This window comes from Paracoccus maritimus (assembly GCF_025195095.1).
Classification (GTDB): Bacteria; Pseudomonadota; Alphaproteobacteria; order Rhodobacterales; family Rhodobacteraceae; genus Paracoccus; species Paracoccus maritimus.
On sequence record NZ_JANAVZ010000005.1, the window covers coordinates 66,006 to 92,816 of the forward strand.

Consider the following 26,811-nt stretch of genomic DNA (forward strand, 5'->3'; position numbering starts at 1 on the left):
AATCACATGCCGAGCCATGAAAGTCGACTCGACCCGAACTCGTATCGCCTCTTCGATCAACGCTGCAGGCGAAGACACGATGAAAACAAGGCGGAGTGGCGGCAGAAGTAGTAGGATCCGGATATGCCGCCTGTCTAGTTGCTACCCGGATGCCTCGCAGAAGTGGCGTTTTTCTGTTTCATTTCATCACCGTCTGCATGGGCGTGCTCTGACAAGTTATCATCCTCAATCTCGAGCAAAGGCCCTCGCGCGATCAGCCATAGTCCGCCCGCCAGGAGGGTCGGTCCAATCAAAAGGTAAATGGCGACGAGCCAGGATAGTGCCCATCCATCCGCCTCGAACCGATAGAGACCTGCTGCGATAAAGACGACTCCCATTGCCAGCATAAGCCGGTGGTTCGCCTTCCACCTTTCGATGCGGATCTGACGAATGTCGGGCACAAGTTTAGTCATGTTTCATTACCTTCTGTTTCTTGGCACATTCATCTTGAACCGATACCGAGGCCTTGTCTTGCGGGAAGAAGACCAACTGCTGCCTTCCCAGCGACTTTGAACCGTCACTGGAACCGGCGACTCGGAGAATTGATCCCTAGCTGGTTCTGGACGATAACACCTGGAACAAATCAACCGGCTGGCGAACCAACGCCAGGCAGAGGACGGCAGATGACGATCGAAAAGACGCTCTTTGCGGCGGCGGACAAGATGCGCGGGTCCATGGATCCGGGCGAATACAAGCATGTGGCCCTCGGCCTGCTGTTCCTCCGCTACATCGGCACCGCCTTTCAGAGGAAATATGACGAACTGCTCCCCGAGGGCGGGGAGGTCGCCGAGGACGTCGACGAATACCTCGCCGACGGCATCTTCTGGGTGCCCGAGGCGGCGCGCTGGAGCATTCTGGCCGCGAACGCAAAGGACAAGGGCATCGGGGTCAAGGTCGACAACGCCATGCGCGCGATCGAGGCCGACAACGAGCAACTCAAGGGTGCGCTCCCTAAGGTCTTCGGGCGCGAGTCGCTGGACCCGGCCATCGTGACCGGCCTGATCGACCTCTTCTCGAACATCGAGTTCGACGGCACGCCGCGGGACTTCGACCTGATCGGTCGCATCTACGAGTATTTCATCTCCGAGTTCGCCAGCAACGAGGGCAAGCGCGGCGGCGACTTCCACACTCCGAAGCCGGTCGTCGAGCTCATGGTCCAGATGATCGAGCCCGCGCGCGGCCGCTTGTATGAGCCGTGCCACGGGTCGGGCTCCTTCATGGTTCAGTCCGAGAATTTCCTCAATGCGCACAAGTATCGCCGGGCCGACCTCGCCATCTACGGGCAGGAGCGGAACCATACCACCTACGGCCTCGCCCGGATGAACCTCGCCATTCGTGGGATCGTGGCGAACCTGCAGTGGAACGCCGAGGGCACGCTCCTTCGGGACGCCTTCCCGGACGAGAAGTTCGACTATGTCATGGCCAATCCGCCGTTCAACATCTCGGACTGGTCCGGCGACATCCTGGCAGAGGACCGGCGCTGGAAATTCGGAACGCCCCCGGTAGGCAATGCCAACTTCGCCTGGATGCAGCACATCTACGACAAGCTGGGCAGCACCGGGATCGCTGGCGTGGTCATGGCCAACGGTTCCATGTCGTCCATGTCGAGCGGAGAGGGTGACATCCGCCGCGCCATGGTCGAGGCCGAGGCAGTGGACGCCATGATTGCCCTGCCGGGGCAGCTCTTCTACGGCACCCAGATCCCGGCCTGCATCTGGATCCTGGCGAAGGACAAGTCGAACGGCGTGGCCAAGGATGCCAAGCTGCGCGACCGGCGCGGTGAGGTGTTGTTCATCGACACCCGCAAGATGGGCGCGCTGGTGCCGGGATCGCGCAAGCAGAAGGAGCGTCGCGGGAGGAAATCACGCGGATCGCCACCGCCTACCACGCCTGGCGTGGAGAGCCGGACGCGGGCGCCTATGCCGACGAGCCGGGCTTCTGCAAGGCGGCCTCCATGGAAGAGGTCGCAAAGCATAACTACGTCCTGACCCCGGGGCGCTACGTTGGCGCTGGCGCAGCCGAGGAGGACGGCGAGCCCTTCGAGGAGAAATTCGACCGCCTGACGGCGGAGCTCAGGGCGCAGTTCGTCGAGGAGCGGCGGCTGGAGAAAGAAATCGAAGCCCGGCTGGAGGCCCTGGAATGATTGAAGAACGGCACCAGACCACGATCGGTGACGTTCTTAAGGAGTTCGGCGGTGAGGTGAAAACCGGGCCGTTCGGCACCGCACTGAAGGCTTCCGAATATTCGGCCTCCGGCGTTCCAGTTATTTCAGTCGGTGAGATCGGGCATGGCATGATTCACCTCCACGATCGGACGCCGTTTGTAGATGAAGCTGTTACGAACCGGATCCCGGAATATGTGCTGCGGGAGGGCGATATTGTATTCGCCCGCAAAGGCAGTGTTGATCGAACCGCTCTTATCGGCAAACGGGAAGCCGGCTGGTTCCTTGGTTCCGACGGCATCCGCCTGAGGCTCCCCAGCACGGTATCCCGAGCTTGGCCCGCGCACTGGAAACGGACCCGGCCTATCTGATGCGCTTGGCACTCGAGCAGGCTGTCGGAAAGACGGCCTCGGTTGCCGTGCTCGAGACCTTCGGGACGACGACGACCGTGAACGAGCGCGCCTGGCTGGATGAAATCCGCGACGCATCCGGCAACACCGATCCAAAATTGACGGCCCGCTCACGGATTGCGCTGCGTGCGATCTTCGGCCGGTGACGACTGGCGAACCTATCGGCTCGCCTCCCTCCAACAGGGGGCGTGCCGGTCAGACCGCTCACTGCAAGGTCCGGATCAAATTCGACTGCGTCACCTTGGTCGAAGCGAGAGCACGCGCAGATCCTGCGCACCTCGAATGGTGGTCTCCGAGATCAGCCTGAAGATGGGATCCCTGGAGCTTCGCCCATTCCCCATCGGCACCGAAGGATTTGTAGGATCGGGCGTCCCGAAAAAAGTGCTCTTACCCATGAGACGATCTACCTGACCGCCACTAAAATTGTAGTATGATGAAAGATGCGGTTCCAACACAGATCAACAAGGAGCGCCTGAAGTGCGCCCACCGCAAAGTTGCGGCGATGGTTGCTGTGGATTCGGCATTTGTGCCCATCTTTCTGCGCTTGGAGCAAGAAATCGCAGCCATGGAGGCGCGTGACGATGTGATCGAGCGCGCCCGTCGCGTTGTCGCCGATCAGAAGGCTACTGCCTGAACCACGCGCTGAAGATGCTCGAGGCTTGCCCCCTTGCCATATCGTTCGCGGTCGAGCCGATGTCCGAACAGGTCACGTCTGATCCGGTCATCGACACCTGCGGCGAGCATACGGTCTTCGAACGAGCGCCGGAGACCGTAAAGACTGTGATCCTTGGTTTCGAGAAGTCCATTCGCCCGCAGGAACTTGTTGACGGTTGCCGATAGACCCGGCTTGTCGCGGTATCGGGGAAACCCAGATGGATGCTGCCGCATGGCGTTCAGGCTCACACCGCTGAGGGGTATGACACGCTTCGCGTAGGCACTTTTGAGTTGCCTGCCCTCTGCGGCGATGGAGATATGCGGAACGCCTGCGTCCAGGAAGATATGTCCCGGCCCGAGGTTCGCGATCTCACTCGGTCGAGCACCTGTATTTATCATGGCCAGAAGAACAGCCTTGGCCTCGTCGTTTAGGCTATCCAGCGCACCGTCGGCCAGAAGCTTCTCCTTGATCCAACTATCCGAGAAAGAGGGACGTTGACGCGCCTCACCTTCCCGAAAGCTCAGTCCATCGAAAGTCAGGGTGAGGGGAAGTCGCTTCATGCGGACCACGGTCTTCAGGATATCGCCGAGATGGATCAGATCCTTGTTCGCTGAATTTGCACCGACCTCGCCTGCCTCGATCCGGTCCATCCACCAACTCCGGAAATCCAGCATGTCGTCCGGGGTGATATCAGCGAGAAACTTGTCGCCGACCACGTCGATGAAGTTCTTCACGGCCTTGATACGCGGGTTCCGCCAGCGCCTGCGTTGATCCTGGGATTTTCCGAGCGCACTTCCACGTGCGAGATCCCAATAAATCTCGAGTGCCCTGGATATCGAAATGCCCGGTTCATTGACGGCACCAAGCAGCGCGGCGGACTCGCGCAGATCTGGGGTTCTCGTGCGATGATCTTCGCTCACCGACTCAATCCGTCGCAGCAGCTCATCCAGCGGCAGTTCCGAGACCTTATCCATCGGCGCATATCGGAACCCGCGCATTTCAGCCAGTTCCTGGGCCGCCGAGAAGCGTCGCTCGGCATCGGCCGAGTCGCCCGCCAATTTCGCCTCCCAGCCTTCGATCATTGCGTCCCACACCGGTCCCGCCTTGCTTTCGGCCAGAGCGCGACTGTCGGTATTGAGGGCAACCCAGACGAGCTTACGCGACTCTACGCTCGCATAGCGTAGGGGCACCCGCCTCATCAGGGACAGCTTTCCCTTCTTTCCACGAGCAACAATGGTCAACCTCACCCCCTAGCAAACGAGGCCTGTATAGCGATTTGTATAGCAAGAAGTATAGCTAATACCACGACCTGGAACCAAGAATGAGGGCAAGTCCTAACCATTTCAGGTTCTTGGCAGCATCATTTATTGGGAATATGGCGGAGACGAAGGGATTCGAACCCTCGAGGCCCTTTCGGGCCTGCACCCTTAGCAGGGGTGTGCCTTCGACCACTCGGCCACGTCTCCGCCGCCTCGTATATTGGGCGCGTTTGGCGGAGACAAGACCCTTCTGCCCCGAACTTGCAAGCAAGGGTATTTGATATGTGCGCTGCTCGGCAATACTCCGCATTCTAGAAGGCATACGGACGTGAAATTTTCTCGGCAGGACCGGCGAGGCGATTCAGTTGAGGAAGCGCCGTTTCATCGAGGCCCAGATCATGGGGGCGTCGCGCCGGGTGGTGGGCTGGTCGCGTCCGAGCCTCGCCTGAGGCATGGAAGCAGCAGCGAAGCATTCTACAGTGTGCGCGGCAGAGTCAGGTGGCATGGATGCATCCATCTTCAGCCAGATTAGGGTGCCGTTTGAAAACCGGCAGCTGGCGCGAAGGCATTTGGAACGGCATGCAAACTGGACCGGCATTTTGGAGAGATGGCGGGCATCCCGTCTGCCATCTGCAGACCGGCTTGGATCAAGCGGGCGTAGAACATCGATGAATGTATCCGAGCCGCCGCCCGGGTCCGGCGCCGCGCGGTGCTGGCGCATAAGAATTCGGACGTTCTGCGCCGCCTCGCGAAACATGATCTGTCGCCGCCCGTCCCGCGCGTGGTGAGAATCTCAATCGACGCAGACGATTCTGCCCAGCTGGGCAGGGGGCAGAAGCTGCGCGTGGGACCGTCCGCTACTCTGCAACCCTGTTCCAGCACCAGCAGCCGTTTGCAGGACATCACCGCGTGATTCAGGTCAGGCAGCGCGACGATGCTGGTATGCGCAAGGGTCGAGACCACGCGCAGCAGTTCCAAATGATGCTGAACGTCCAGATCGTTCGTCGCCTCGTCCAGAAAAAGCTCGCGCGGCTCTTGCGCCAAGGCGCGGGCGATCTGGACGAGGCGACGCTCACCTCCGGACGGTCTTTGCCGGCTGGCGCGGTGAAATCAAGTCATGTCAAACTGATCCATCATGCGATCCGTGACAGTCATGACGGCGGCCGAACATCCGGCCAGCGGCGCGCGCTGGCGATGCAGATGGGCAGCGTTGGCTGGGTCATGTCGCTGCGCGACACGATGTCGGCCAGCTTCCTGAGGACCGTGCCGACGACCGCCGAAGCTGCCTGACCGACATGACATCACGTCCCGCCCCTGCCGCGCATTTTCCGAGGAGACGACGATACGGGCGCGTTGAACAACCGCGCGGCTGCGACCCCGCCAGGATGGTCCGACCCGCCGCGCCCGCTGTCCGACAAGAGTGGATGTTACCGCTTGATGGCTGGAATCCGGCTGATCGACGGGTCGGTCGTCAGGACTTCGATCATGGTCTCGGCCCGGTCCAGATCCCACCGATTCCGGTCCAGCGACGCCGCGACGAGATGGGTAGGATCGGCGGCGATGGCGGCAGGATTAGGTTGTCAATCGCCAGCGGCAGAGAGATACCTTGGGCAAGCGGGCTGCAAAGAGGTACAATGGCTGACGCGATAAACTTGGCCGCGAGGCTCGCTACTTTCGATGAGAAGTGGTCTCCACGCACCATTGCATCGTTCAACGGTCACGACGTGATGGTCGTGAAGGTAGAGGGGCGATTCACCTGGCACTCTCATGCTGACACGGATGATTTCTTCCTCGTCATTTCGGGCGAAATCGACATCCAGCTCAGGGACGACACGGTAACCTTGAAAGCAGGAGAGATCTTTGTCGTTCCCAGAGGCGTTGAGCATTGTCCATTTGCCCGAACAGAAGCGCACCTGATGCTTATTGAGCCGACTGGCACGCCCAACACCGGGAACGCCGATACGGCCGCAGATCGCAAAGTCATCTGAGACTTCGGGGCTTTGGGCTCGAAACGGTCATTGCGTTCCGAGCCTTGGCCTCATCTACCTGTGCTATTCACTGCAAAGGGCCGACTTGCAGCCACTCGCCGCAGGTCAAATCTTTTGTCAGATCAGCAGCACCTGCGTGCCGACATTCGACAACCCGAACAGTTCCTGGATATGTTCGTTATACAGACCGATGCAGCCGTTCGACGATTTCCGGCCGATCTTGCGCGTGTCGTGCGTGCCGTGGATGCGGTAATACTGCCAGGACAGGTACAACGCATGAGTGCCAAGCGGGTTGTCCGGGCCCGGCGGCACGAAGTCCGGCCATTCGGGATTGCGTTCCTTCATCTCGGGTGTGGGTGCCCAGGACGGGCCCTCGACCTTGCGGATCACCTCGGTCCGGCCGGTGCGGGTCAGGTCCTGGCTGACCGGGATCGATGACGGATAAACGCGATAGACGCTTTCGTCCTCGGACCAGAAATGCACCGCGCGCGAGGTGATGTCGCACAGGATCGCGCCATTGGTCAGATGTTCGAAATAGGGCCGCCAGTCCTGTGCGTGGAAACTGGAAATATTGTGGCGCTGGTTGGTCTGGGCGTCGTACTGCACCGCCCCCGCATCCGGCGTGGCGCCAGTGGTCGCGCCGACGATCGGCTGGCCTGTATAGGGGTCGAACTGCTGCGCGACGGACGGCAACGCCAGGCCGGCGGCGCCAAGCGCTGCGGCCGAACCCAAAAAGGCCCGGCGGTTGAGGGCAGATGATCTGCGCATCGGCATATGTCCTTCGTTCGGATGGCCGTTCTTGCGGACGGCCTTGACTGCTCCGCCTCATGCGGATGGCGAAATATATACGCGTTTCACGGGTTTCGGGCAAATCACAAACCGCTGTCAGAGGCGGCGCTGCAACACCTTTGGCCGCTCACGGATTCTTGCGTTTGAAGCGGCGCGCGGCATTGGATAGACCTGCGCCTGACGCCTTTGAGGGATGCCGATAATGTTGAAATTCAAGTTGCTTGCGGTGATGTCGCTGATCGCGCTGGCTGCCTGCCAGCCGCGCACCGCGCCGCAACTGGGCACTGACGGACAGCCGCTGCCGGTCGCCTATCGCATCGATCAGCGCGAGGCTGCGGAAATTCCCGGCCGTGTGTTGCAGCAAATCAACATGCTGCGCGCCAATACGGGTGCGGCGCCCCTGACTCTGAATCCGCAACTCAGCGCCGCTGCGCTGGCACATTCGCGCGACATGGCGGCGCAGAACCGGGCCTGGCATTGGGGCTCTGATGGTTCATCGCCGCTGGACCGAGTTCGCGCGCAGGGCTATTTCGGCCATGTGGTTGGCGAGAATATCTCGGAAACCTATGAAAACGACATCCAGACGCTGAACGCCTGGATGGCCGAACGTGACACCCGCGATGTGATCATGGACCCCGCCGCGACCAATCTGGGCATTGCCTGGTATCAGGAGCCCTCGGGCAAGGTGTGGTGGACTCTGCTGACCGGGGCGTGATGGCAGCCTGTCCGGGCCGCGATCTTCGCGGCCGACGGACGGCAGCATCCTAGTCGCGCGCGCCGTTCAGAAACGCGATGATCGCCTTGGCGATGCGGTCATGGGCCTGTTGCCGGGCCTCGGGCGATGCGCCGCACAGCGCCGGGTCGCCCCCGTCTTCCAGCAGGATCCGCGCGCCCTTGGCGGTGCAGACCGGAAACGCATCGAAGGGGCCGGCTTGGGGCAGTTCCTGAATGCCGCTGCCTGCGATGGAATTCTGTTCGTCCGACAGGATCAGCAGGGCGGGCACCGCGTCGGACGCCGCGTCGCCGGCGAAGGCTGACGCGTATTCCGGGTCCAGCGCAACAGCCGCGCCGATCCGCAAATCGCGCCGAGATCGGTCAAGCCTGTCCCTGTCCACCTGTTCGGGGGCGACATCATGTGCCGCGAACCATGCGCAGTCGGGGCCGCCTGCGTCGTCGCCGGAACAACTGCCTAGATATCCGTCTGGGTCAAGCCTGCGCCCCGCGACGGACAGGGCCGCCGTGCCGCCAAGGGCAAAGCCCGCGACCGCGATCCTGTCCTGGTCCACATGATCCGACCAGACCGGATCGCCAAGAACCAGATCCAGAGCATCGCGGATATCGTCGGGACGGCGCCAGATTTCATCGACGGCCTGCCGCGGGTTCTGGGGGCGGAGGCCGTTCACCTCGACCACCAGAAACCCCGCTTGTGCCAGGGCCGCAGCAAGCCATGCGCCGGAATTTGCGGCGGATCGCAGACCGCCATGGGACAGCATGACCAGCGGTAACCGGCCTGAGGGGACCGGCGCATCCTCGGCAGCGGGGGCGCCCTCGAACACCGCGTTTGCGCCGACCGTGATCGACGCGTCGGCTTCGGCGGGGTACCAGATCGACAGGGCAAGCGGCCGTTCGGCGTTATCGATAACCTGCATCACACCCGGCGCGGATCGGGCCATGCCGTGCGCCGCCAGCATGAACAGAAGCGGAAGCACAGCAAGCTTCATTCCGGGGCTCTGCCATGATCGGCGGGATCGGTCATCACGTGTCTTGTCCTTGGCGCTGAGGATCCGGCTGCCCGATGGCCCGCAGGCAGCCGACATGCGGTCAGGGATAGATGACGATCGGCACGCCGGGGCGCAGCATGGCGTAGACATCCTCGATTTCTTCGTCCTTGACCGCGATGCATCCCGCCGTCCAGTCGCGCTTCTTGGGTGCCAGCGCGTTGCCCTCGGGGCCCCAGCCATGGATGAAGATGTCTCCACCGGGCTTCTGACCCAGCGCTTCGGCGAAGGCGGTATCGCGCTCGTTCGGATAAGACACACCCACCGACAGGTGATAGGCGCTGCGCGGATTGAAGCGATCGATGAAATAGACGCCCTCGGGGGTCTTGCCGTCACCCTCGAACTGCTTGGTGCCGATCGGTGCGTTGCCCAGCCCGATGTCATAGGATTTCAGCACGGTCTGGTTGTTCAGCAGATACATCCGCCGCTTGCCCTTGTTGACGACGACCTGCGTCACCGGGGGGCCATTATAGGTCTTGAACTTTGATTTCGTGGAACCACACGCCGCCAACATGGCCAGCAGCGAAATGGTGACGCTCCGTCGGGTTGCTCGATACATCACTGCCTCGGATGGTATGTCTTGTTTTTATGCGCCTTGATTAGCACGAAACCCGTAAACGGGCTAGCGGCGCCGGATCTGCGCGACGATCTCGACATGCGGTGAAAAGCGGAACTGATCCACTACCCACAGCCGCGCCAGATGCAGCCCGCCCTCGGCCAATATCCGCGCATCCCTTGCAAAATTCACCGGATCGCATGCGACGAAGGCGATTGTGTCGATCCCCGAGGCTGCGATCTGGCGGCATTGCGCCTCGGCGCCCGCGCGGGGCGGGTCGATCACGATTGCGTCAAATCGGGCAATTTCGTCGGCCAGCAAGGGGTTGCGGGCAAGATCGCGAATCTCGGTGGTGACGCGGTGCAGCCCCTGCGCGTTGCGCCATCCGGCATCCAGCGCGGCCAGCGGCGCGCCCAGCCCCTCGACCGCGTGGACCGGGGCGATCTGTGCCAGCGGCAGGCTGAAGGTGCCGCAGCCGGCGAACAGGTCGGCGATCATCGATGCACCCGACGTGATCTCGCGCACGGCGGCCAGCAGCGCCGCCTCGCCTTCGGCTGTGGCCTGCAGGAACGCCCCCGGCGGCGGCACGACCCGCGCCCGCCCCATCGGCAGGGCCGGCGCACGGCGGGTGATCGGCTGGCCGTCCCAGTCCAGCCGCGCCAGATCGCCCTGATCGCACAGCGCGGCCAGCGACTGGAACAGTTCCGTATCCAGCGCCTTGCCGCCCCGCGCGGCAACGTCCAGCCCGGCCGGGCCGTGGATCACCGTCAGCGTCATTTCGGCCGATCGCGATGCGCCCGCGGCAACGATCCGGCGCAGCAACGGCAGCGCCTCGACGATCCGGGGATGCAGAACATGGCAATCGACAAGATCCACGATCACATCCGAGGCGCGGGCGTGAAACCCGACCAGCGCGCCCTTTTTCGTCCGCCGCCCCGACAGCACCGCCCGCCGCCGCGACCGCAGCGGCGATACATGGACCCCCGCGACCGGCGTATCCAGCCCCTGCGCGGCCAATGCCGTCTCGACCACCTGTCGCTTCCACGCGGTGGTAAAATCGTCGGTGGCATGCATCAGAGAACACCCCCCGCAGGCGCGGTAATGCCCGCAGACCGGCTTGATCCGGTCGGCCGAGGGGGTGAGGATGCGCGGCGCGGCGATCCGACCCTCCGCGGCCTCGCCCTCGATCACCTCGCCGGGCAGGGTCAGCGGGGCCAGCGCCCGGCCCTGATCGCCCACCGCGACACCGTCACCGCGCCGCCCCAGCCGTTCGATCTGCCAGATGCTCACTCGGCGGCCTCTTCGGTGCCCAGAAACCCGCCCGACTGACGGTCCCAATAACGGGCATACAGCCCGGCCTGTGCCAGCAACTGGGCATGCGTGCCCTGTTCGACGATCCGCCCGGCATCCATCACGATGATCCGGTCCAGCTCGGCGATGGTGGACAGCCGGTGGGCGATGGCCAGCACCGTCTTGCCGCGCATCGCCCGGACCAGCGCGTCCTGCACCTGCGCCTCGACCTCGCTGTCCAGCGCGCTTGTCGCCTCGTCCAGGACCAGGATCGGTGCGTCCTTGACGAAGGCGCGGGCCAGCGCGATCCGCTGCCGCTGCCCGCCCGACAGCTTGACGCCCCGCTCGCCCAGATGCGCGTCATATCCCGTGCGTCCGGCGTGATCCTGAAGCCCCAGGATGAACTCGTGCGCCTCGGCGGCCCGCGCCGCCGCCTCGATCTCGGCATCCGAGGCGTCGGGCCGTCCATACAGCAGATTGTCGCGTGCGGATCGATTGAACATCGCGGTTTCCTGCGTGACCATTCCGATCTGACGGCGCAGGCTTTCCTGCGTGATCCGCCGCAGATCCTGTCCGTCGATCCGGATCGCGCCGCGTTCCACATCGTAAAGCCGCAGCAACAGGGCAACCAGCGTCGATTTCCCGGCACCGGACGCACCGACAATCCCGACCTTCTCGCCCGGCGCGATGTCCAGCGTCAGGTCGCGCAGCCCGCCCGCATCGCGCCCATATGCGAAATCGACGTGATCGAACCCGATCCGGCCCTGCACGCGGTCCAGCGTCACGGCGTCCGGCGCATCGGTCAGCGCATGCGGCGGCGACAGCGTCTTCATGCCGTCCTCGACCTCGCCGATGCTGCCCCATACCCCCATCAGCGCCATGCTGACCCAGCCGGTCATCTGGCTCAGCCGCATTGCGATCGCGCCCGAGGCCGCGATGTCGCCGGGCGTCGCCAGACCCTGCCGCCACAGGATGATCGACCCGCCGACAAGGATCACCGGCAGCACCCCCGCCACGATCATCAGCGACAGCCGGAACCAGGTGGACACGATGCCGAAATCCAGTGCCCGTTCGCGGAACCCCGCCATCGCGCCAAGGGCCGCGCGATCCTCGTGCTCGGCATGGGCGAACAGCTTGACGGTCTTGATATTGGTGATCGTGTCCACGACCTGTCCGGTCACCATCGCGCGGGCCGAGGCGCGGGCGCCAGACCGTTGCCGGATGCGCGGCAGAAAGAACCGGATCAGTGCAAAATAGGCCAGAAGCCACAGGATCAGTGCGACGCCCCCCCACCCATCGACCGACAGCAGGAACACCGCCGAGCCGATCACCGAGGCCAGTGCGAAGGCCACCACATTCACCATCTCGCTGGCCACGTCGGTCACGGCACGGGCGGTCTGCATCTGTTTCTGCGCCAGCCGTCCGGCGAAATCATTGTCGAAGAACGTCACCGCGTGGCCCATCGTCCAGCGATGCAGGCGCGACAGCACCAGTGGCAGGATATTGGGGCCGATGATGACGCTGGAACTGGCCGTGGACAGGCCGAAGATCGCCGGGCGCAGGATCAGGAAGAACGCGATGAACAGCGCGATCAACAGCCAGTTCTGCGACCAGAATCCCGCGGTAGCGGTGCCGCTGACCGCATCGACGACGCGCCCCAGAAGCATCGCGGCGATCACGTCCGCCGCACCGCCCATGGCCGAGGCGACGGCAGCCACGCCAAGGCCGCGCCACGCGCCCGACAGGCACCAGCGAAAGAACGCCAGCAGCGTGTCGGGCGGCGGCCCGTCAGCGGGGCGAAAGGCATCGACCATGCGCCCGAAACGCTGATGCAGGCTCATGTCGCGTCCTTTCCGGCCAGAATCGCGGCGTCGATCAGGGCCGGGGCAGGGACCGCAAAGTCGCCTGCGATCCACATGGCCTCGGCGGCCTGCAGGCCACGCCCGACCTCGGCGCCCTGAAGGCGCGGCATCAGGTCGCGCGCGCCGATGGGCAGCGTGGCGCCCGCCGCATGATGCAGCCTTTCGGTCCAGCCATCGGGCAGGACCTGCCCCGACGCGGCGCGGATCAGCGCATGGTCGGTCGCCACCTCGGCACCCAGCCGATAGCCCGCCTCGTCCAGCGACCATCCGGCCTGCAGCGCGTCGGCCAGCACCTGCTGTGTCCGGGCGTCGTTGCGCGACAGCCGCAGCGCGTCGCCGACCTGCGGCACCCGCAGGCAGGCCAGCCGGCGCTGCCACGACGGGGGGGGCGCGGGATCGGTTGCCGCCTCGGCCTCGATCAACGCGGGCAGGGTGTCGGCCTTCGCGTCGGGCAGGATCTGCGCCAGAACGCCGGTGCTGTCCATCAGCGCGACCGCAGGCGCGGGATCGGGCGCGGCCAGCAGCTTCCTGATCTCGGCTCCGATCCGTTCGCGCGCGATCTGCGCCAGCCCATCCTTCAGCGTCGCGCAGGCGGCGACGGCATCGGGATCGGCCTCGCGCCCATACCACGCCAGAAAGCGGAAGAAGCGCAGGATGCGCAGATAATCCTCGCGGATGCGCGCCTGCGGATCGCCCACGAAACGCAGCCGTCCCGCAGCCAGATCGGGCAGCCCGCCGACCGGGTCGATCACCGTGCCCTCGCGGTCGGCATAAAGCGCGTTCATGGTGAAGTCGCGGCGCCGCGCATCCTCGGCCAGATCGTCCGAGAAGGCGACCACCGCGCGCCGTCCGTCGGTTTCCACGTCGCGCCGGAACGTCGTGACTTCAAAGCCCCGATGGTCGGCTACAACGGTGATCGTGCCGTGGTCGATCCCGGTCGGCACGGGCTTCAGCCCGGCATCGCGCGCCAGTTGCGCCACCGTCTCGGGGCGTGCGTCGGTGGCGATGTCGATGTCGTCCACCGCGCGCCCGATCAGCGCGTTGCGCACCGCGCCGCCGACCAGAAACCCGCGATGGCCGCCAGCCTCGATGGCGTCCAGAACCGCGCCAAGGCCCGGATCGCGCAACAGATCCGCGGGCAGCCGGGTCATCGGTTCAGCCTGCGCGCAAGGCCCAGCATGATCCGCGCGGTCGCGCCCCACAGGTAATAGGGCCCCCAGGGGGCGACGTGATAGCTGCGCCAGCCCCCGCGCCAGCGACGCCGTTCGACGCGGTACTGCGCCGGGTCGGCGACATGCGCGAAGGGCAGGGTGAACACCTCATCGACCTCGCCGGGTTCGGCGATCGGGACGAACGGGCCGCGAATGATGCCGATGACCGGCGTCATGACAAAGCCGGTCACGGTCCGATGCGGCGCCAGCGTGCCGATCAGATCGACCTGCGCGGGGTCCAGCCCGACCTCTTCGCGGGCCTCGCGCAGCGCCGCGGCGATCTCGTCGTCGTCGCCCGGGTCGACCTTGCCGCCCGGCAGCGCGATCTGTCCCGGATGGTGCCGCAGCCCCGAGGCGCGCTTGGTCAGCACCAGCCGCCCGTCATCCTCGTGAAACGCGGCCAGAACCCCGGCAGGCCGTGTCGGCGCGTCGGGCAGGGGGGCGTTGTCCAGATCGTAATCCGAACTTGGCCCGGCCCTTTCCGCCAGCGCCGCGCGCAGCCGCGATTCCGACCAGCCCTGGGTCACTTGGCCGCCCTGTCCTTTGCGTCATCGTCGCCGTCCCGCGCGATCGGCTGGCCGTCGGCATCGACGGTCGCCTCGAACCCAAGGCTGTTCGGATCGAACTCGTAATGCGCGCCGCAGAACTGGCAGTCGGCGGTCACGATGCCCTCGTCCGTGGTCATGTGGGCGATGTCCTTGGCCGAATAGATCGACAGCGTGTCGCGCACCCGGTCCGAGGTGCAGGAACAGCCGAACTCGACCCGCTGCGTATCGAAGACGCGCGGCGCTTCCTCGTGGAACAGCCGCAGCAACAGGTCGGTCGGACCGACCTTGGGGCCGATCAGTTCCAGCGTCTCGACCGTGTCCAGCAGGATGTTGGCGCGGTTCCAGTCCTCGGATTCGGCGCCCTGCAGGATATCGGCCGCCTCGATCAGCCCGCCTTCGCCGCTGCCGCCATCCCCCGCATCCATCGGCTGGGCCGGCAGGGTCTGCAACATCACGCCGCCGGCGCGCCAGTGTTCGGGCTCGCCCGACAATTGCGACCGGCCATGGGCCAGCGAAAACCGGGTCGGCAACTGTTCGGACTGCGCGAAATAGGTCTGCGCGCAGGACGACAGCGATCCCCCCGACAGGGGCGTTATGCCCTGATAGGGCTGCGAGCCCTGGCCCTGGTCGATCAGGATCGCGAAATAGCCTTCGCCGATCTGCTCGAACGCGGGGCGGTCGTCCAGCCGGTCGGTGTCGAAACTGGCCCAGGCGCGGATGCGGGCCGGGGCGCCCTCGCTTTCGGGGGCATAGTAATCGGCGGCAATGGTGCGCACCGCGCCGTTGCCGCGCACCTGCAGGCTCAGTTTCCAGCGCAGCTTGATGGTCGGCCCGATCAGCGCCGCCAGCAGCGCCAGCTCGGCAACCAGCGCGCTGACCGGGGCCGGATAGGCGTGCCGCGACAGGATGTGGTCCAGCACGCCATCCAGCCGCGCGACGCGGCCACGGATCGACGAACGGTCCAGTTGAAAGGGCAGAACCGTGTCGTCCCAGGCGATCCGGTTGATCATGCTCATGGCGTATCCTTGAAGTTCGTTCTGGCACCGCGACAGGCGCGGGCCGGGTCGCGCCCCAATATAATCCTTTCGCCGCCGATCCCAAGGGGGGCCGCGCGGCACGGTTTGCCGCTCGGCATCAGCCGGGCTATGCATCGGTTCCGCAGTTCTAGCAGGAGCGATCATGATTCCCCGCCTCGGCCCGCCACCGCGCGCCAGCGCAACCTATCGACGCCGCCCCGGCGCCTATGCGATCCTGGTGCGCGACGGGCGGATCCTGCTGACCCATCAGACCGTGCCCCGGCCCGAATACCAGCTGCCCGGCGGCGGCGTCGATCCGGGCGAAAGCCCGCTGCCGGCGCTGCACCGCGAGGTGATGGAGGAAACCGGCTGGACGGTCGGCGGGCTGCGGAGGCTGGGGGCCTATCGGCGCTGCTGTTTCATGCCGGACTACGACCTGATGGCCGAAAAGCTGTGTTCGGTCTGGCTTGGCCGTCCGATCCTGCGGCGCGGCCCGCCGCGCGAGGCGGGCCACAGTGCCCACTGGATGACACCCGCCCAGGCGCTGGACCGGCTTGCCGATCCCGGCGGAAGGCGGTTTCTGGAACGGGTCATGGCGACCGGTCTTCTCTAGCCGCGATCAGCGGCCTGGCAGGCTGACCGGGTCGGCGGGTCGCAGATATTCGACCAGCACCGCCGACATGTCGTCGGGGCGTTCGCCACGGCAGTATTCCGATACCGACCACGCCATCGATTCCAGAAAGGCGTGTCCGCCCAGGAAGGCGTTCGTGCGCATGATCGCCTCAAGACCCTCGTCGCCCAGCATTCGTCCGCCGGGGGTCGTCGCCTCGGTGATCCCGTCCGAGGTGATCAGCAGCCGATCTCCCGGCTCCATCCGGAACTCGATCTCGTCGAAGATCGGCCGTTCGAACACCCCCACCGGCATGCCGCCATCGCCGATCCTGATGACCCGCCCGTCCTGTTTCTGCAGCATCGGATGGGGATGGCCCGCCTGAACCATCTGGACCTGTCCGGTGGCGTGGTTCAGTTCGGCATAGATCATCGTGAAATAGGTGTCGGTGTTCATCTCCTCCAGCATCATGTTGTTGAAGAAATGCGCCAGCGCCGCGGGCGGCACGGCGTCGCTGCCCGATTGCGCGGCGCGCAGCGCGACGTTCTGATCCGATGCGCCCGACAGATGCACGGAAAGCTGGGCGGTCAGCAGCGCCGCCGTGACCCCGTGCCCCGAAACGTCCAGCGCGTATAGCCCGACCCGGTCGCGGCTGATCGGGAAGAAACCCACCAGATCGCCGCCGATATGGCCCGCAGGCCGCAGCAGCAGCGACAGCTGGATCGGCCCGAACCGGCCCGCGCGTTCGCGCACCAGCCCCTGTTGCAGCTTGCGCGCCTCGCGCAGGTCGCGATCGATGGCGGACTGGGTTTCGCGCAGCGCATCCAGTGCCTTGCGCAGCTGGTCGTTGCTGGCACGCAGTTCCTCTTCAACGCGCAGGATCCGCTCGCCCGCCGACAGACGCGCCAGCAGTTCCTGCCCGGCGACCGGCTTGGTCAGGAAATCGTCTGCCCCCGCCTCCAGCCCGCGGGCGATGTCGGCCTCGTCCGCGTCCGAGGTCAGCAGGATGAAATAGCCGTGTCCGTTGCGCTCTCGCCTGCGGAAGGCGCGGCACAGTTCCAGCCCGGACATCCCCGGCATCGTCCAGTCCGACAGGATCAGATCGGGCTCGTCCACATCGCAGGCGGCCAGCGCGGCGTCCCCGTCCGCAGCCACCGCCACCCGATATCCCGCGCGCCGCAATTGCTGTGCGATCAGGTCGCGCTGCGGCCGGTCGTGATCGACCAGCAGCACACTGCGCGCCCGTCGGACGGCACCGGTGGCAGGGGAGGGAACGGCAGAGGGTCGATTCGCGGCTGTCATGATCGCCGTTCTAGATCCGGCCGCGTAAAGACGCGGTAAATCCGTCCGGGCGTTTAGTTCAAACTGTGCCTATCTGCGGCCTCGGCGTGCCGCCATCAGACCAGCAGTTCGGCCAGAATCGTGTCGTTGGTGATGTCGCGATAGGCGAACCCGGCATCGCTCAGCCTGTGGGCCAGCGTGATCAGATTGTCCGGTTCCGTCGTTTCGATCCCGATCAGGACCGAGCCGAAATTGCGCGCCGATTTCTTCAGGTACTCGAACCGCGCGATGTCGTCGTCCGGCCCCAGAAGCTGCAGGAAGTCGCGCAGCGCGCCGGGGCGCTGCGGCATGCGCAGAACGAAATATTTTTTCACGCCGCTGAATCGCTGCGCGCGTTCCTTGACCTCGGGCAGCCGCTCGAAGTCGAAATTCCCGCCCGAACAGACGCAGACCACCGTCTTTCCACCCAGATCACCCAGATCGCCCAGCACATCCAGCGCCAGCGCGCCGGCGGGTTCCAGCACCACGCCTTCGGTATTCAGCATCTCCAGCATGGTCCGGCAGATCCGGTCCTCGGGCGCAAGATACACGTCCGAGGGCGAAAAGCGGCGCAGCGCCTCGAATGGCAGGGCGCCGATCCGGGCGACCGCCGCGCCGTCCACGAAACTGTCCACCGCCGGCAGGGCCACGGGCGCACCGGTTTCCAGCGCGGCCTTCAGGCTGGCCCCGCCAAGCGGCTCGGCAAAGGCGAATTGCGTCGCGGGCGCGGTCTCGCCCAGATAACGGGTGACCCCCGCCGACAGGCCGCCGCCGCCCACCGGCAGCACCACCAGATCCGGCGCCCGGCCAAGCTGGCCCAGCATCTCCAGCCCCACAGTGGCCTGCCCCTCGATGATGTCGGGGGCGTCGAAAGGCGACAGGAACTGCGCCTGCTTCTGGGCGCAGAAGGCCTGCGCGGCGGCCAGCGTCTGGTCGAAGTAATCGCCGGTCAGCACGATTTCGACCGCGTCACCCCCGAAAAGCTGCGTCTTGTGGATCTTCTGCTGGGGTGTGGTGATCGGCATGAAGATCGTGCCGCGCGCGCCGAAATGGCGACACGCATAGGCCACGCCCTGCGCGTGGTTTCCGGCGCTGGCGCAGACGAAATGGGCATTGCTGCCGGGCGTTCCGTCCACTAGCTTGCGCATCGCGTTGAAGGCGCCGCGCAGCTTGTAGCTGCGCACCGGCGTCAGGTCTTCGCGCTTCAGCCAGATATCGGCGCCATATTTCGCCGACAGGTGGTCGTTGCGTTGCAGCGGCGTTTGCTCGAACAGGTCGCGAAGCGCGGCCTCGGCATTCCGGACGGAGGCGACAAAGTTTTCCATAACCGCTGCCCATGCCGCGAAAGCGCCGGTTTGGCAAGGGGCTGAGGCGCTTGCTGGTCTTCCGGCCCTTGTGAGCGCGCGCGATTAGCCGTATTCCCCCACGGAAATTCGAAAAGGGTTCCGCCATGTCCGACGCGCCGAAGAAAGTCGTCCTCGCCTATTCCGGGGGGCTCGACACCTCGATCATCCTGAAATGGCTTCAGACCGAATATGGCTGCGAGGTCATCACCTTCACCGCCGATCTGGGCCAGGGCGAGGAACTGGAACCCGCGCGCCAGAAGGCCGAAATGCTGGGCATCGCCCCCGAGAACATCCATATCGAGGATCTGCGCGAGGAATTCGTGCGTGATTTCGTCTTCCCGATGTTCCGCGCCAACGCGCTGTACGAGGGGCTGTACCTGCTGGGCACCTCGATCGCCCGGCCGCTGATCTCCAAGCGGCTGGTGGAACTGGCCCATCAGCACGGCGCCGACGCCGTGGCCCACGGCGCGACCGGCAAGGGCAACGATCAGGTCCGCTTCGAACTGTCCGCCTATGCGCTGGACCCGGCGATCCGGGTCATCGCGCCCTGGCGTGAATGGAACCTGTCCTCGCGCACGAAACTGCTGGAATTCGCCGAACAGAACCAGATCCCCATCGCCAAGGACAAGCGCGGCGAGGCGCCGTTCAGCGTCGATGCCAACCTGCTGCACACCAGCAGCGAGGGCAAGGCGCTGGAAGATCCCGCAGTCGCGGCCCCGGAATATGTCTATCAGCGGACCGTGAGCCCCGAGGACGCCCCCGACACGCCCGAATATATCGAGGTGACCTTCGAACGTGGCGACGCGGTGGCGATCAACGGCGCCAAACTGTCGCCCGCCACGATCCTGACCGATCTGAACCAGTACGGGCACAAGCACGGCATCGGCCGGCTGGATTTTGTCGAGAACCGGTTTGTCGGCATGAAGTCGCGCGGCATCTACGAAACCCCCGGCGGCACGATCCTGCTGGAAGCCCATCGCGGCATCGAACAGATCACGCTGGACAGCGGCGCAGGCCATCTGAAGGACAGCCTGATGCCGCGCTATGCCGAACTGATCTATAACGGTTTCTGGTTCAGCCCCGAACGCGAGATGCTGCAGGCCGCCATCGACAAATCCCAGGAACATGTCACCGGCACCGTCCGCCTGAAACTGTATAAAGGCAGCGTCACCTGCGTCGGCCGCTGGTCGGATCACTCGCTTTACAGCGAAGCCCATGTCACCTTCGAGGACGACGCCGGTGCCTATGACCAGAAGGACGCGGCGGGCTTTATCAAGCTGAACGCCCTGCGGCTGAAACTGATCGGTAACCGCAATGCGCGGGTGAAATAGGCAATGCCCTAGCCTATGAGAGGATGCCCCGCCAAACAAACCAGGCGGGGCTTTTCACTGGAAGGAATTGTGTGACGGTTCGGGGGCGGACAGGCGGTAGCCGAAACCAATATACCTTACAATACGTCGATATTCAGAGGGCCTCCCTCATGTCCCACTCTTACTCACATGCCAAAGACGGTTTCCTGAAGTCCACGACAGTATAGCTGCCGCGCGGGTTCTTTTGACCAATGAGTGTGTAGGTGCATTCCCAGCTATTAACGCCTCCGCCGGTCGTTGTCGCGGTGCCGCTAACCCAGTTCCCGTATGCTGTCGCATTGTAGTTTGTGGTTGTCGGCATCGCCATTGACTGGCTTCTTTGCCAAATGAATGCGCGTCGGCCGTCGGGCAAATCCATAACCCCGTTGGGTACGCCATAGTCCATCGCGGCCTCGGTGATGTCTTTGCCAACATATGTCTTCATGATGTCCGAAGCGCAGCCAGCCAATGCGACTGTGATCATCACCATAGACAGCTTAATATAATTCATACTCTTGCCATACCTTCTCGTTGCTAAATCCGATCGTGCTAGAATCTTATCAGTGCTGCAACTAGAAGTAAGCTTCGCAACTTGGCAAACTACCTTAGATACCGAAAGGCCCCGCCCATGACCCGTCCCGCCCGCATCGCCATCCTGACCGTTTCGGACCGTGCGGCGCGGGGCGAATATCAGGACAAGGGCGGTCCCGGCGCCGAAGAGTGGCTGCGCGACGTGATCAACTCTCCCGTCCAGATCGACCGTCACATCGTGCCCGATGGCCGCGATGTCGTGGCTGCGAAACTGCGCGATCTGGTTGAAGGCGGCGCCGACCTGATCCTGGTGACCGGCGGCACCGGCCCCGCGCCCCGCGACCAGACGCCCGAGGCGGTCATGGACATCGCCCACCGCGAATATCCGGGCTTCGGCGAGGAAATGCGTCGCGCCAGCCTGCGCGAGGTGCCGACCGCGATCCTGTCGCGCCAGACGGCGGTCAGCCGCGATGCCACGCTGATCATCACCATCCCCGGCAAACCCTCGGCCATCGCCACCTGTCTGAACGCGGTGTTCGCTGCAGTTCCCTATTGTCTGGACCTGCTTGGCGCCGGCTACATCGACACCGACCCGGCAAAGATCCGGGCGTTCCGCCCGAGGGCGAAGTGACCCGAGCCGGCTCCGCAAAGCCGGCGTGTTCGTCACTTCACGATCTTTCACGCATGCCCGCGCGGCGACCGCATCAGCCGGATTTCTTGCGGGACGGGCGCGGCTTGGGCTCGGACTGTGCCTGCGCGTCTGCCGCGCGCTTTTCGTCCCGTTCCAGCCGCGCCTCCTTCAGCTTTGCTGATTGCTCGTCCCGGCGCGCCCGATCCTCGTCGATGATCTGCATGGCGGCTGCGGTCGTGCGGTCCTGAAGCGTTTCCGGCGGTTTGAAATACTGGCCGAACAGCGGGCTTGGTTTGCTTTTGCGCGTCACATGGCTCTCCCTGAAAATATTGGCATGCGGTGTGATGGCCCCGACGGGCGGGATTCGCTGCCCCGGTTCTGGTGTCGTCGGGAATCCCCGGTGCCGTATCGTTGGCGGTTTGCGTCGCGGCCGTGGTGAAGGCTTGGGCGGGTGATGATCGCAAGATCTCCGTGACGCCCCGCGAAAATGCCGGGTTACACCCCTCTATATGGGAAGTCTGCGGCAGAATACATCCTTGTCATCGTGGTTTGTCGAACCATGCGCCCCGCAACAGGGTCAGCCGACCGTGCGTTGCCTGTGTACGGGCTGTGCACGCCCGGTGCACGGGATGTGCTGCGAAAAGTCCAGCAATTCCTGGGCCCATCGCGGATGGACGTGGTGAACCGGCCTCACGCAACGCCCGCCCCGTTGCGCAACGCCTCAGCCGCCGAACAGGCGCAGTGCCAAGGGCGCGATGATCGCCGTCAGAACCGCGTTCAGCCCCATGCCGATGCCGGAAAACGCACCCGCGGTTTCGTTCACCTGAAAGGCGCGCGCTGTGCCGATCCCATGGGCGGCGACACCGACCGAAAAACCCCTTGCGCGCCAGTCGCGTATGCGCAGCGCGTTCAGCAGTGGCGTGACGATGATCGCACCGAAGATGCCGGTCAGCAGGACCAGTGCGGCGGTCAGCGTGGGCTGGCCTCCGATCCGTTCAGCGATGCCGATGGCGACTGGCGCGGTCGTGGATTTCGGCGCCAGAGACGCCAGAACAGAGCCTTGGATTCCAAAGGCTTTCGCAATCGCCAGCGCCGAGAGAACGGCGACCGACGATCCCACGACCAGCCCCGCCAGCATCGGCCAAGCGGCCTTTCTGACGCGCGGAAGATTGTCGTAAAGCGGCAGCCCCAGCGCCACCGTCGCAGGCCCCAGCATGAAGTGGACGAACTGCGCGCCCTCGAAATATGTGGCGTAGTCCGTGCCGGTGCCCCACAGCAGCAGGCCAAGCACCACAACCGCGATTAGCACCGGATTCGCCCAGCTTTTCCTGTGGGTTGCGCGAAATGCCGCGTCGCCGATCAGATAGGCGACCAGCGTCGCGGTCAGCCACAGCAGCGGGCCCTCGGACAGATAGGACCAGATCAGCAGCGGATCAGTCATCGCCGGGTGCCTTCATCGCCGACGGATCCTCGGACCGTGTCAGCCGTGCCACCGCGGTGAAGGCCAGCGCGCCTGCGCCGATAGCCAGCACCGTCGATCCCGCCAGCGCCAGTGCAAGCCCAAGCCCGTATTCGCGCAGCAATCCCCAATGCGCGACGATGCCCACGCCCGCCGGCACGAAGAACAGCGACAGATGCTGCAGCAGCCCCAGCGTCGTGGGCCGGATCCGTTCGGCGACCGAGGGTCGCAGGATGCAGGTCGCGACAAGCAGCAGCAGCCCGACGACGGGGCCGGGCAAAGGCAGGTCTAGCGCTCGGGCGGCGATTTCGCCGACAAGCTGGAAAGACAGGATAATGGCAAGCGTCGCGATCATGTCGGGACGCTAGCGCCGTCCGTGCATTTAGGCCAGCGGCATCACGACGGGCGCGCATCTTGGGGATAACTATTCGCACGATCCCATATCTGGGGTTTTGGTTGACTTGTTGCGGTGGCACGGCAACAATTCCCTAATCGAGCAGAACATGACGGAGCGCCAGCGTGCGATTCGACCGACTCCGCCTCAACGGCTTCAAGAGCTTTGTCGACCCCACGGATCTGGTGATCCGCGAGGGTCTGACCGGCGTGGTCGGGCCGAATGGCTGCGGCAAGTCGAACCTGCTCGAGGCGCTACGCTGGGTGATGGGCGAAAACCGTCCCACCGCCATGCGCGGCGACGGGATGGAGGACGTGATCTTTGCAGGCACCTCGCGCCGTTCGGCGCGCGGCCATGCCGAGGTGTCGTTGACCCTTGATAACCGCGACAGGCTGGCGCCGGCGGGCTTCAACGACGAAGATCATTTCGACATCGTTCGACGCATCACCCGCGATGCGGGGTCTGCCTACAAGATCGCCGGCAAGGATGTGCGGGCCCGCGACGTGCAGATGCTGTTCGCGGACGCCTCGACCGGGGCGCATTCACCCGCGCTGGTCCGGCAGGGACAGATCAGCGAGCTGATCAACGCCAAGCCGAAAAGCCGCCGCCGGATCCTGGAAGAGGCTGCGGGGATCAGCGGCCTGTATCAGCGCCGGCACGAGGCCGAATTGAAGCTGAACGGCGCCGAGAACAACCTGACCCGCGTCGACGACACGCTGGACCAGTTGACGACGCAAGCCGCAAGCCTCGCGAGGCAGGCGCGCACGGCCGCGAAATACCGAGAGATCGGCGCCGCACTGCGGCTGGCCGAGGGTGTGCTGTTGTATCGTCGATGGGCCGAGGCCGAGGCCGCGCGACTGACGGCAGCCGAAGCGATGGCCGAAGCCCTAAAGGCGGCAGGTGCAGCGGAAACCGCATCACGCGAAGCCAGTTCACGGCGCGAGGCCGCGGACGAGGCGCTGCCACCGCTGCGCCAAGAGGAACAGGTGGCGGCGGCGATCCTGTCGCGACTGGTCGTCGAACGCGAAGCGCTGGACGAGGCCGAGGCGCGGGCTGCCGACACGGTTCGTGCGTTGGCTGCGCGCATCGCACAGCTTGATCGCGACATCGAACGGGAAGAGGCGCTGAACCGCGATGCTGGCGAAGTCGTAGAGCGCTTGTCGTGGGAGAAGACCGAGCTTGAGAAATCCGGTCAGGGCCATGACGGACGGCTGGATGCGGCCGCTGCTCGGGCTGACGAAGCCGCCGAGGCACTGCGCGAGGTCGAAGGGCGACTTGCGGAACTGACCGACGAATCGGCGCGGCTTGCCGCGCGGCACCAATCGGCGGAACGGCTGGTGTCGGATCTGCGGGCGATGCTGGAACGTGCGGAACGCGCCGCCGCCGAGGCCGATGAGAACGCGCAGCGCGCCGCCGCAACCGGCGCCGACGCCGAACAGGCGCTGCGCGACGCCGAAGCAGCGCTGGAGGCCGCAAGCCAGCGTGCCGAAGCCGCCGAAGAGGCGCTGGCAGACGCCGAGGCCGCGCGGGCCGAGGCCGAGACGGGCGAAGCCGCTGCCCGTGCCGCAAGGTCCGAGGCAGAGGGAGAATCCGGTGCGTTGGCCGCCGAGATGGCGGCGCTGCGTCGGCTGGTCGAACGTGGCCAGTCCGATGGCCGCGCGATCCTCGACCGGGTGCGGGTGGCCAAGGGATACGAGATCGCTTTCGGTGCGGCGCTTGGCGACGATCTGCGCGCCGGGCTTGCCGAGGATGGCGAAACCGGCTGGCATCTGCTGCCGGGTTGGGACGCGCCGCAGGCACTGCCGCAAGGCGCGACGCCGCTGGTGGAACAGGTTTGCGGCCCGGACGCCCTTGCCCGGCGGCTGTCGCAAGTGGGGCTGGTGGCCGATGCCGCAACCGGTGCCGCCATGCAGGCCGATCTGAAGCCCGGTCAGCGACTGGTGACGACCCAGGGCGATCTTTTCCGCTGGGACGGAATGCGGGTGATGGCGGGCGATGCGTCGTCTTCGGCCGCGCTGCACCTTCAAAAGGTCAATCAACTGAACGAGATCACCACGCAGGCAGAAGAGGCGGAAGCCCGCGCTGCCACCGCGGCCGAGGTTCATGACGCGGCCAAGGCTCGGCTGGCCGATGTCGCCGGGCGCGAGAAATCCGCCCGCGACGCCCGGCGCGATGCGGAAAGGCTGCTGTCGGATGCCTCGCGCGCGGCGACCCGGGCTGAATCGGATCTGGCGATGGCTGTCAGCCGCGCGGAATCGGCGCGCGGCGAGGTCGCCCGGCATCGGGCCGATGCGCAGGACGCCCGCAGTCGGCTGACACAGGCGGAACGCGTGCTGTCGGACCTGCCCGACCGCGATGACGCGGCGGCAGCGGTCGAGAACGCCCGCACCGGCGTCGAAGCCGCGCGCATCGCCACCATGACTCGCCGTGCGGCACTGGACGAGTTGCGCCGCGAAGGCAACGCGCGGATCAAGCGACTGCAAGAAATCGCCAAGGAAGAATCGGGCTGGAAGCTGCGGCTGCAACAGGCCGGTACGCGTGCCGCAGAACTGGCGGCGCGCCGCGACGGCACGGCCGACGAACTGGAAGCGGCCGAGGCCCAGCCCGCCATTCTTGCCGAGAAACGCGACAGCCTGTCCGAGCGTGAGGCCGAGGCCGAAACACGCATGACCCGCGCCCGCGAGGCGCTGTCCGTGGCCGACGATGCGGCCCGGTCGGCCGCGCATGCCGAACGCGACGCCGAGCGCGCCGCATCCGAGGCACGCGAGGTCCGCGCTGCCCGAGAGGCACGGGCCGAAGCAGCGCGCGACAGCGAAGCCGGGGCGCGCGCGCGCATCCACGAGGAGACGGAAGGCACGCCACAGGCCCTGCTGGACAGTCTGGGCGATGCCGACACCGACACGCCTGCGACCGCGCTGGAAGACAAGATCGCCCGCCTGCGCAGCCAGCGCGACGGGCTGGGCGCGGTCAATCTGCGCGCCGACGAGGACAAGCGCGAACTGGAAGAGGAACGCGACCGGCTGGCGGGCGAAAAGACCGATCTGGAAGAGGCGATCCGCAAGCTGCGCGCCGGGATCGGCAGCCTGAATCGCGAGGGTCGCGAACGTTTGCTGGCGGCCTTCGACACGGTGAACGCAAACTTCACGACGCTGTTCACCAGCCTGTTCGGAGGCGGCGAGGCGCGTCTCGTGCTGGTCGAATCCGACGACCCGCTGGAAGCTGGACTGGAAATCATGTGCCAGCCGCCGGGCAAGAAACTGTCAACGCTGTCGCTGCTGTCGGGCGGCGAACAGACGTTGACCGCGCTCGCGCTGATCTTTGCGGTGTTCCTTGCCAACCCGGCCCCGATCTGCGTCCTGGACGAGGTCGATGCGCCGCTGGACGACGCCAATGTCAGCCGGTTCTGCGACCTGCTGGACGAAATGACCCGCCGCACGGAAACCCGCTTTCTGATCATCACCCACCATGCGGTGACGATGGGGCGGATGGACCGGCTATTCGGCGTCACCATGGTCGAGCAGGGCGTCAGCCAGCTTGTCAGCGTCGATCTGAAACGCGCCGAGGCTCTGGTCGCCTGAGCTGGGTCGCGCTAGGCTGCGCACCGAATCC

28 protein-coding genes and 1 tRNA gene are annotated in these 26,811 nt (G+C 65.2%); 11 read left to right on the plus strand and 18 right to left on the minus strand.

Annotation, left to right across the window (positions count from 1 at the left end; genetic code table 11):
- Positions 1-134 precede the first annotated feature (134 nt).
- Positions 135-452 carry a hypothetical protein gene (locus tag MU516_RS09970; RefSeq protein WP_260277079.1) on the minus strand — a complete coding sequence of 106 codons (318 nt, stop codon included), beginning with the start codon at positions 450-452 and terminating at the stop codon, positions 135-137.
- 210 nt (positions 453-662) lie between these two features.
- Here MU516_RS09970 and MU516_RS09975 point away from each other — a divergent pair, with 210 nt between their 5' ends.
- The 5 genes from MU516_RS09975 (at position 663) to MU516_RS09995 (ending at position 3,244) form a co-directional block, all read left to right on the plus strand.
- Complete coding sequence (locus MU516_RS09975; protein WP_260277080.1) at positions 663-2,027, plus strand: type I restriction-modification system subunit M; 1,365 nt, start codon at positions 663-665, stop codon at positions 2,025-2,027.
- Entirely contained in the window at positions 1,910-2,182 is a 273-nt protein-coding gene (locus tag MU516_RS09980) for an SAM-dependent methyltransferase (RefSeq protein ID WP_260277314.1), read from the plus strand. Before MU516_RS09975 ends, MU516_RS09980 begins: the two co-directional genes overlap by 118 nt.
- The gene (locus MU516_RS09985; RefSeq protein WP_260277081.1) at positions 2,179-2,571 is read left to right on the plus strand and encodes a restriction endonuclease subunit S domain-containing protein; all 393 of its coding nucleotides are present in this window, start codon (positions 2,179-2,181) and stop codon (positions 2,569-2,571) included. Before MU516_RS09980 ends, MU516_RS09985 begins: the two co-directional genes overlap by 4 nt.
- Complete coding sequence (locus MU516_RS09990; RefSeq protein WP_311319105.1) at positions 2,571-2,756, plus strand: hypothetical protein; 186 nt, start codon at positions 2,571-2,573, stop codon at positions 2,754-2,756. The genes MU516_RS09985 and MU516_RS09990 overlap by 1 nt, the downstream gene beginning before the upstream one ends.
- A 287-nt stretch (positions 2,757-3,043) precedes the next feature.
- A complete protein-coding gene (locus MU516_RS09995) occupies positions 3,044-3,244 on the plus strand; it encodes a hypothetical protein (protein ID WP_260277082.1) in 201 nt (66 codons plus the stop codon).
- Here MU516_RS09995 and MU516_RS10000 read toward each other — a convergent pair.
- From MU516_RS10000 to MU516_RS19455, 3 genes are all read right to left on the minus strand, one after another.
- A complete protein-coding gene (locus MU516_RS10000; protein ID WP_260277083.1) occupies positions 3,226-4,506 on the minus strand; it encodes a tyrosine-type recombinase/integrase in 1,281 nt (426 codons plus the stop codon). The two genes, MU516_RS09995 and MU516_RS10000, sit on opposite strands and share 19 nt — an antisense overlap.
- A gap of 135 nt (positions 4,507-4,641) precedes the next feature.
- Positions 4,642-4,731 (minus strand) — tRNA-Ser (locus MU516_RS10005).
- A gap of 321 nt (positions 4,732-5,052) precedes the next feature.
- Positions 5,053-5,580 carry an ATP-binding cassette domain-containing protein gene (locus MU516_RS19455; RefSeq protein WP_425606847.1) on the minus strand — a complete coding sequence of 176 codons (528 nt, stop codon included), beginning with the start codon at positions 5,578-5,580 and terminating at the stop codon, positions 5,053-5,055.
- 578 nt (positions 5,581-6,158) lie between these two features.
- Here MU516_RS19455 and MU516_RS10015 point away from each other — a divergent pair.
- Positions 6,159-6,512: a cupin domain-containing protein gene (locus MU516_RS10015; RefSeq protein ID WP_260277085.1), complete on the plus strand. Its 354-nt coding sequence runs from the start codon at positions 6,159-6,161 to the stop codon at positions 6,510-6,512.
- Between the two features lie 117 nt (positions 6,513-6,629).
- Here MU516_RS10015 and MU516_RS10020 read toward each other — a convergent pair whose 3' ends face one another.
- A complete protein-coding gene (locus tag MU516_RS10020) occupies positions 6,630-7,280 on the minus strand; it encodes a L,D-transpeptidase (RefSeq protein WP_260277086.1) in 651 nt (216 codons plus the stop codon).
- A 223-nt stretch (positions 7,281-7,503) separates the two neighbouring features.
- Here MU516_RS10020 and dalA point away from each other — a divergent pair, with 223 nt between their 5' ends.
- Positions 7,504-8,016, plus strand: coding sequence for a divisome-associated lipoprotein DalA (dalA, locus tag MU516_RS10025; RefSeq protein ID WP_260277087.1), 513 nt, complete (start codon positions 7,504-7,506; stop codon positions 8,014-8,016).
- 49 nt (positions 8,017-8,065) lie between these two features.
- Here dalA and MU516_RS10030 read toward each other — a convergent pair whose 3' ends face one another.
- The 7 genes from MU516_RS10030 to hslO form a co-directional block, all read right to left on the minus strand.
- On the minus strand, positions 8,066-9,010 hold the full coding sequence (locus tag MU516_RS10030) for an alpha/beta hydrolase family protein (RefSeq protein ID WP_260277088.1): 945 nt from the start codon (positions 9,008-9,010) through the stop codon (positions 8,066-8,068).
- Positions 9,011-9,122: 112 nt separating this feature from the next.
- Positions 9,123-9,638, minus strand: coding sequence for a L,D-transpeptidase family protein (locus tag MU516_RS10035; RefSeq protein WP_260277089.1), 516 nt, complete (start codon positions 9,636-9,638; stop codon positions 9,123-9,125).
- 63 nt (positions 9,639-9,701) lie between these two features.
- On the minus strand, positions 9,702-10,925 hold the full coding sequence (locus tag MU516_RS10040; protein ID WP_260277090.1) for a class I SAM-dependent RNA methyltransferase: 1,224 nt from the start codon (positions 10,923-10,925) through the stop codon (positions 9,702-9,704).
- Entirely contained in the window at positions 10,922-12,766 is a 1,845-nt protein-coding gene (locus tag MU516_RS10045) for an ABC transporter ATP-binding protein (protein WP_260277091.1), read from the minus strand. The genes MU516_RS10040 and MU516_RS10045 overlap by 4 nt, the downstream gene beginning before the upstream one ends.
- Positions 12,763-13,938, minus strand: a complete 1,176-nt coding sequence (locus tag MU516_RS10050; RefSeq protein ID WP_260277092.1) for a CCA tRNA nucleotidyltransferase — start codon at positions 13,936-13,938, stop codon at positions 12,763-12,765. The genes MU516_RS10045 and MU516_RS10050 overlap by 4 nt, the downstream gene beginning before the upstream one ends.
- On the minus strand, positions 13,935-14,525 hold the full coding sequence (locus MU516_RS10055; RefSeq protein ID WP_260277093.1) for an NUDIX hydrolase: 591 nt from the start codon (positions 14,523-14,525) through the stop codon (positions 13,935-13,937). The genes MU516_RS10050 and MU516_RS10055 overlap by 4 nt, the downstream gene beginning before the upstream one ends.
- A complete protein-coding gene (hslO, locus tag MU516_RS10060) occupies positions 14,522-15,562 on the minus strand; it encodes an Hsp33 family molecular chaperone HslO (protein WP_260277094.1) in 1,041 nt (346 codons plus the stop codon). The genes MU516_RS10055 and hslO overlap by 4 nt, the downstream gene beginning before the upstream one ends.
- Positions 15,563-15,725: 163 nt before the next feature.
- Here hslO and MU516_RS10065 point away from each other — a divergent pair, with 163 nt between their 5' ends.
- The gene (locus tag MU516_RS10065) at positions 15,726-16,175 is read left to right on the plus strand and encodes an NUDIX hydrolase (protein WP_260277095.1); all 450 of its coding nucleotides are present in this window, start codon (positions 15,726-15,728) and stop codon (positions 16,173-16,175) included.
- 6 nt (positions 16,176-16,181) lie between these two features.
- Here MU516_RS10065 and MU516_RS10070 read toward each other — a convergent pair whose 3' ends face one another.
- Together MU516_RS10070 and ilvA are read right to left on the minus strand one after the other, a co-directional pair.
- Entirely contained in the window at positions 16,182-17,474 is a 1,293-nt protein-coding gene (locus MU516_RS10070) for a PP2C family protein-serine/threonine phosphatase (RefSeq protein ID WP_260277096.1), read from the minus strand.
- Positions 17,475-17,569: 95 nt separating this feature from the next.
- Entirely contained in the window at positions 17,570-18,817 is a 1,248-nt protein-coding gene (ilvA, locus tag MU516_RS10075; RefSeq protein WP_260277097.1) for a threonine ammonia-lyase IlvA, read from the minus strand.
- A 125-nt stretch (positions 18,818-18,942) separates the two neighbouring features.
- Between ilvA and MU516_RS10080 the strand changes: the two genes are divergently transcribed.
- Entirely contained in the window at positions 18,943-20,169 is a 1,227-nt protein-coding gene (locus MU516_RS10080) for an argininosuccinate synthase (protein ID WP_260277098.1), read from the plus strand.
- Between the two features lie 160 nt (positions 20,170-20,329).
- Here the strand turns inward: MU516_RS10080 and MU516_RS10085 are convergent, their stop codons facing one another.
- A complete protein-coding gene (locus MU516_RS10085; RefSeq protein WP_260277099.1) occupies positions 20,330-20,698 on the minus strand; it encodes a hypothetical protein in 369 nt (122 codons plus the stop codon).
- Between the two features lie 117 nt (positions 20,699-20,815).
- Between MU516_RS10085 and mog the strand changes: the two genes are divergently transcribed.
- Positions 20,816-21,349, plus strand: a complete 534-nt coding sequence (gene mog / locus MU516_RS10090) for a molybdopterin adenylyltransferase (protein ID WP_260277100.1) — start codon at positions 20,816-20,818, stop codon at positions 21,347-21,349.
- A 73-nt stretch (positions 21,350-21,422) separates the two neighbouring features.
- Here the strand turns inward: mog and MU516_RS10095 are convergent, their stop codons facing one another.
- The 3 genes from MU516_RS10095 to MU516_RS10105 all read right to left on the minus strand — a co-directional run bounded on the left by MU516_RS10095 (position 21,423) and on the right by MU516_RS10105 (position 23,163).
- The gene (locus MU516_RS10095; RefSeq protein ID WP_260277101.1) at positions 21,423-21,659 is read right to left on the minus strand and encodes a hypothetical protein; all 237 of its coding nucleotides are present in this window, start codon (positions 21,657-21,659) and stop codon (positions 21,423-21,425) included.
- A gap of 411 nt (positions 21,660-22,070) precedes the next feature.
- On the minus strand, positions 22,071-22,790 hold the full coding sequence (locus MU516_RS10100; protein WP_260277102.1) for an LrgB family protein: 720 nt from the start codon (positions 22,788-22,790) through the stop codon (positions 22,071-22,073).
- Positions 22,783-23,163, minus strand: a complete 381-nt coding sequence (locus MU516_RS10105) for a CidA/LrgA family protein (RefSeq protein ID WP_260277103.1) — start codon at positions 23,161-23,163, stop codon at positions 22,783-22,785. Before MU516_RS10105 ends, MU516_RS10100 begins: the two co-directional genes overlap by 8 nt.
- Before the next feature lie 164 nt (positions 23,164-23,327).
- Here MU516_RS10105 and MU516_RS10110 point away from each other — a divergent pair, with 164 nt between their 5' ends.
- Positions 23,328-26,780 (plus strand): chromosome segregation SMC family protein, encoded by a 3,453-nt coding sequence (locus MU516_RS10110; RefSeq protein WP_260277104.1) that lies wholly within the window; start codon positions 23,328-23,330, stop codon positions 26,778-26,780.
- The last annotated feature ends 31 nt before the right edge of the window (positions 26,781-26,811 follow it).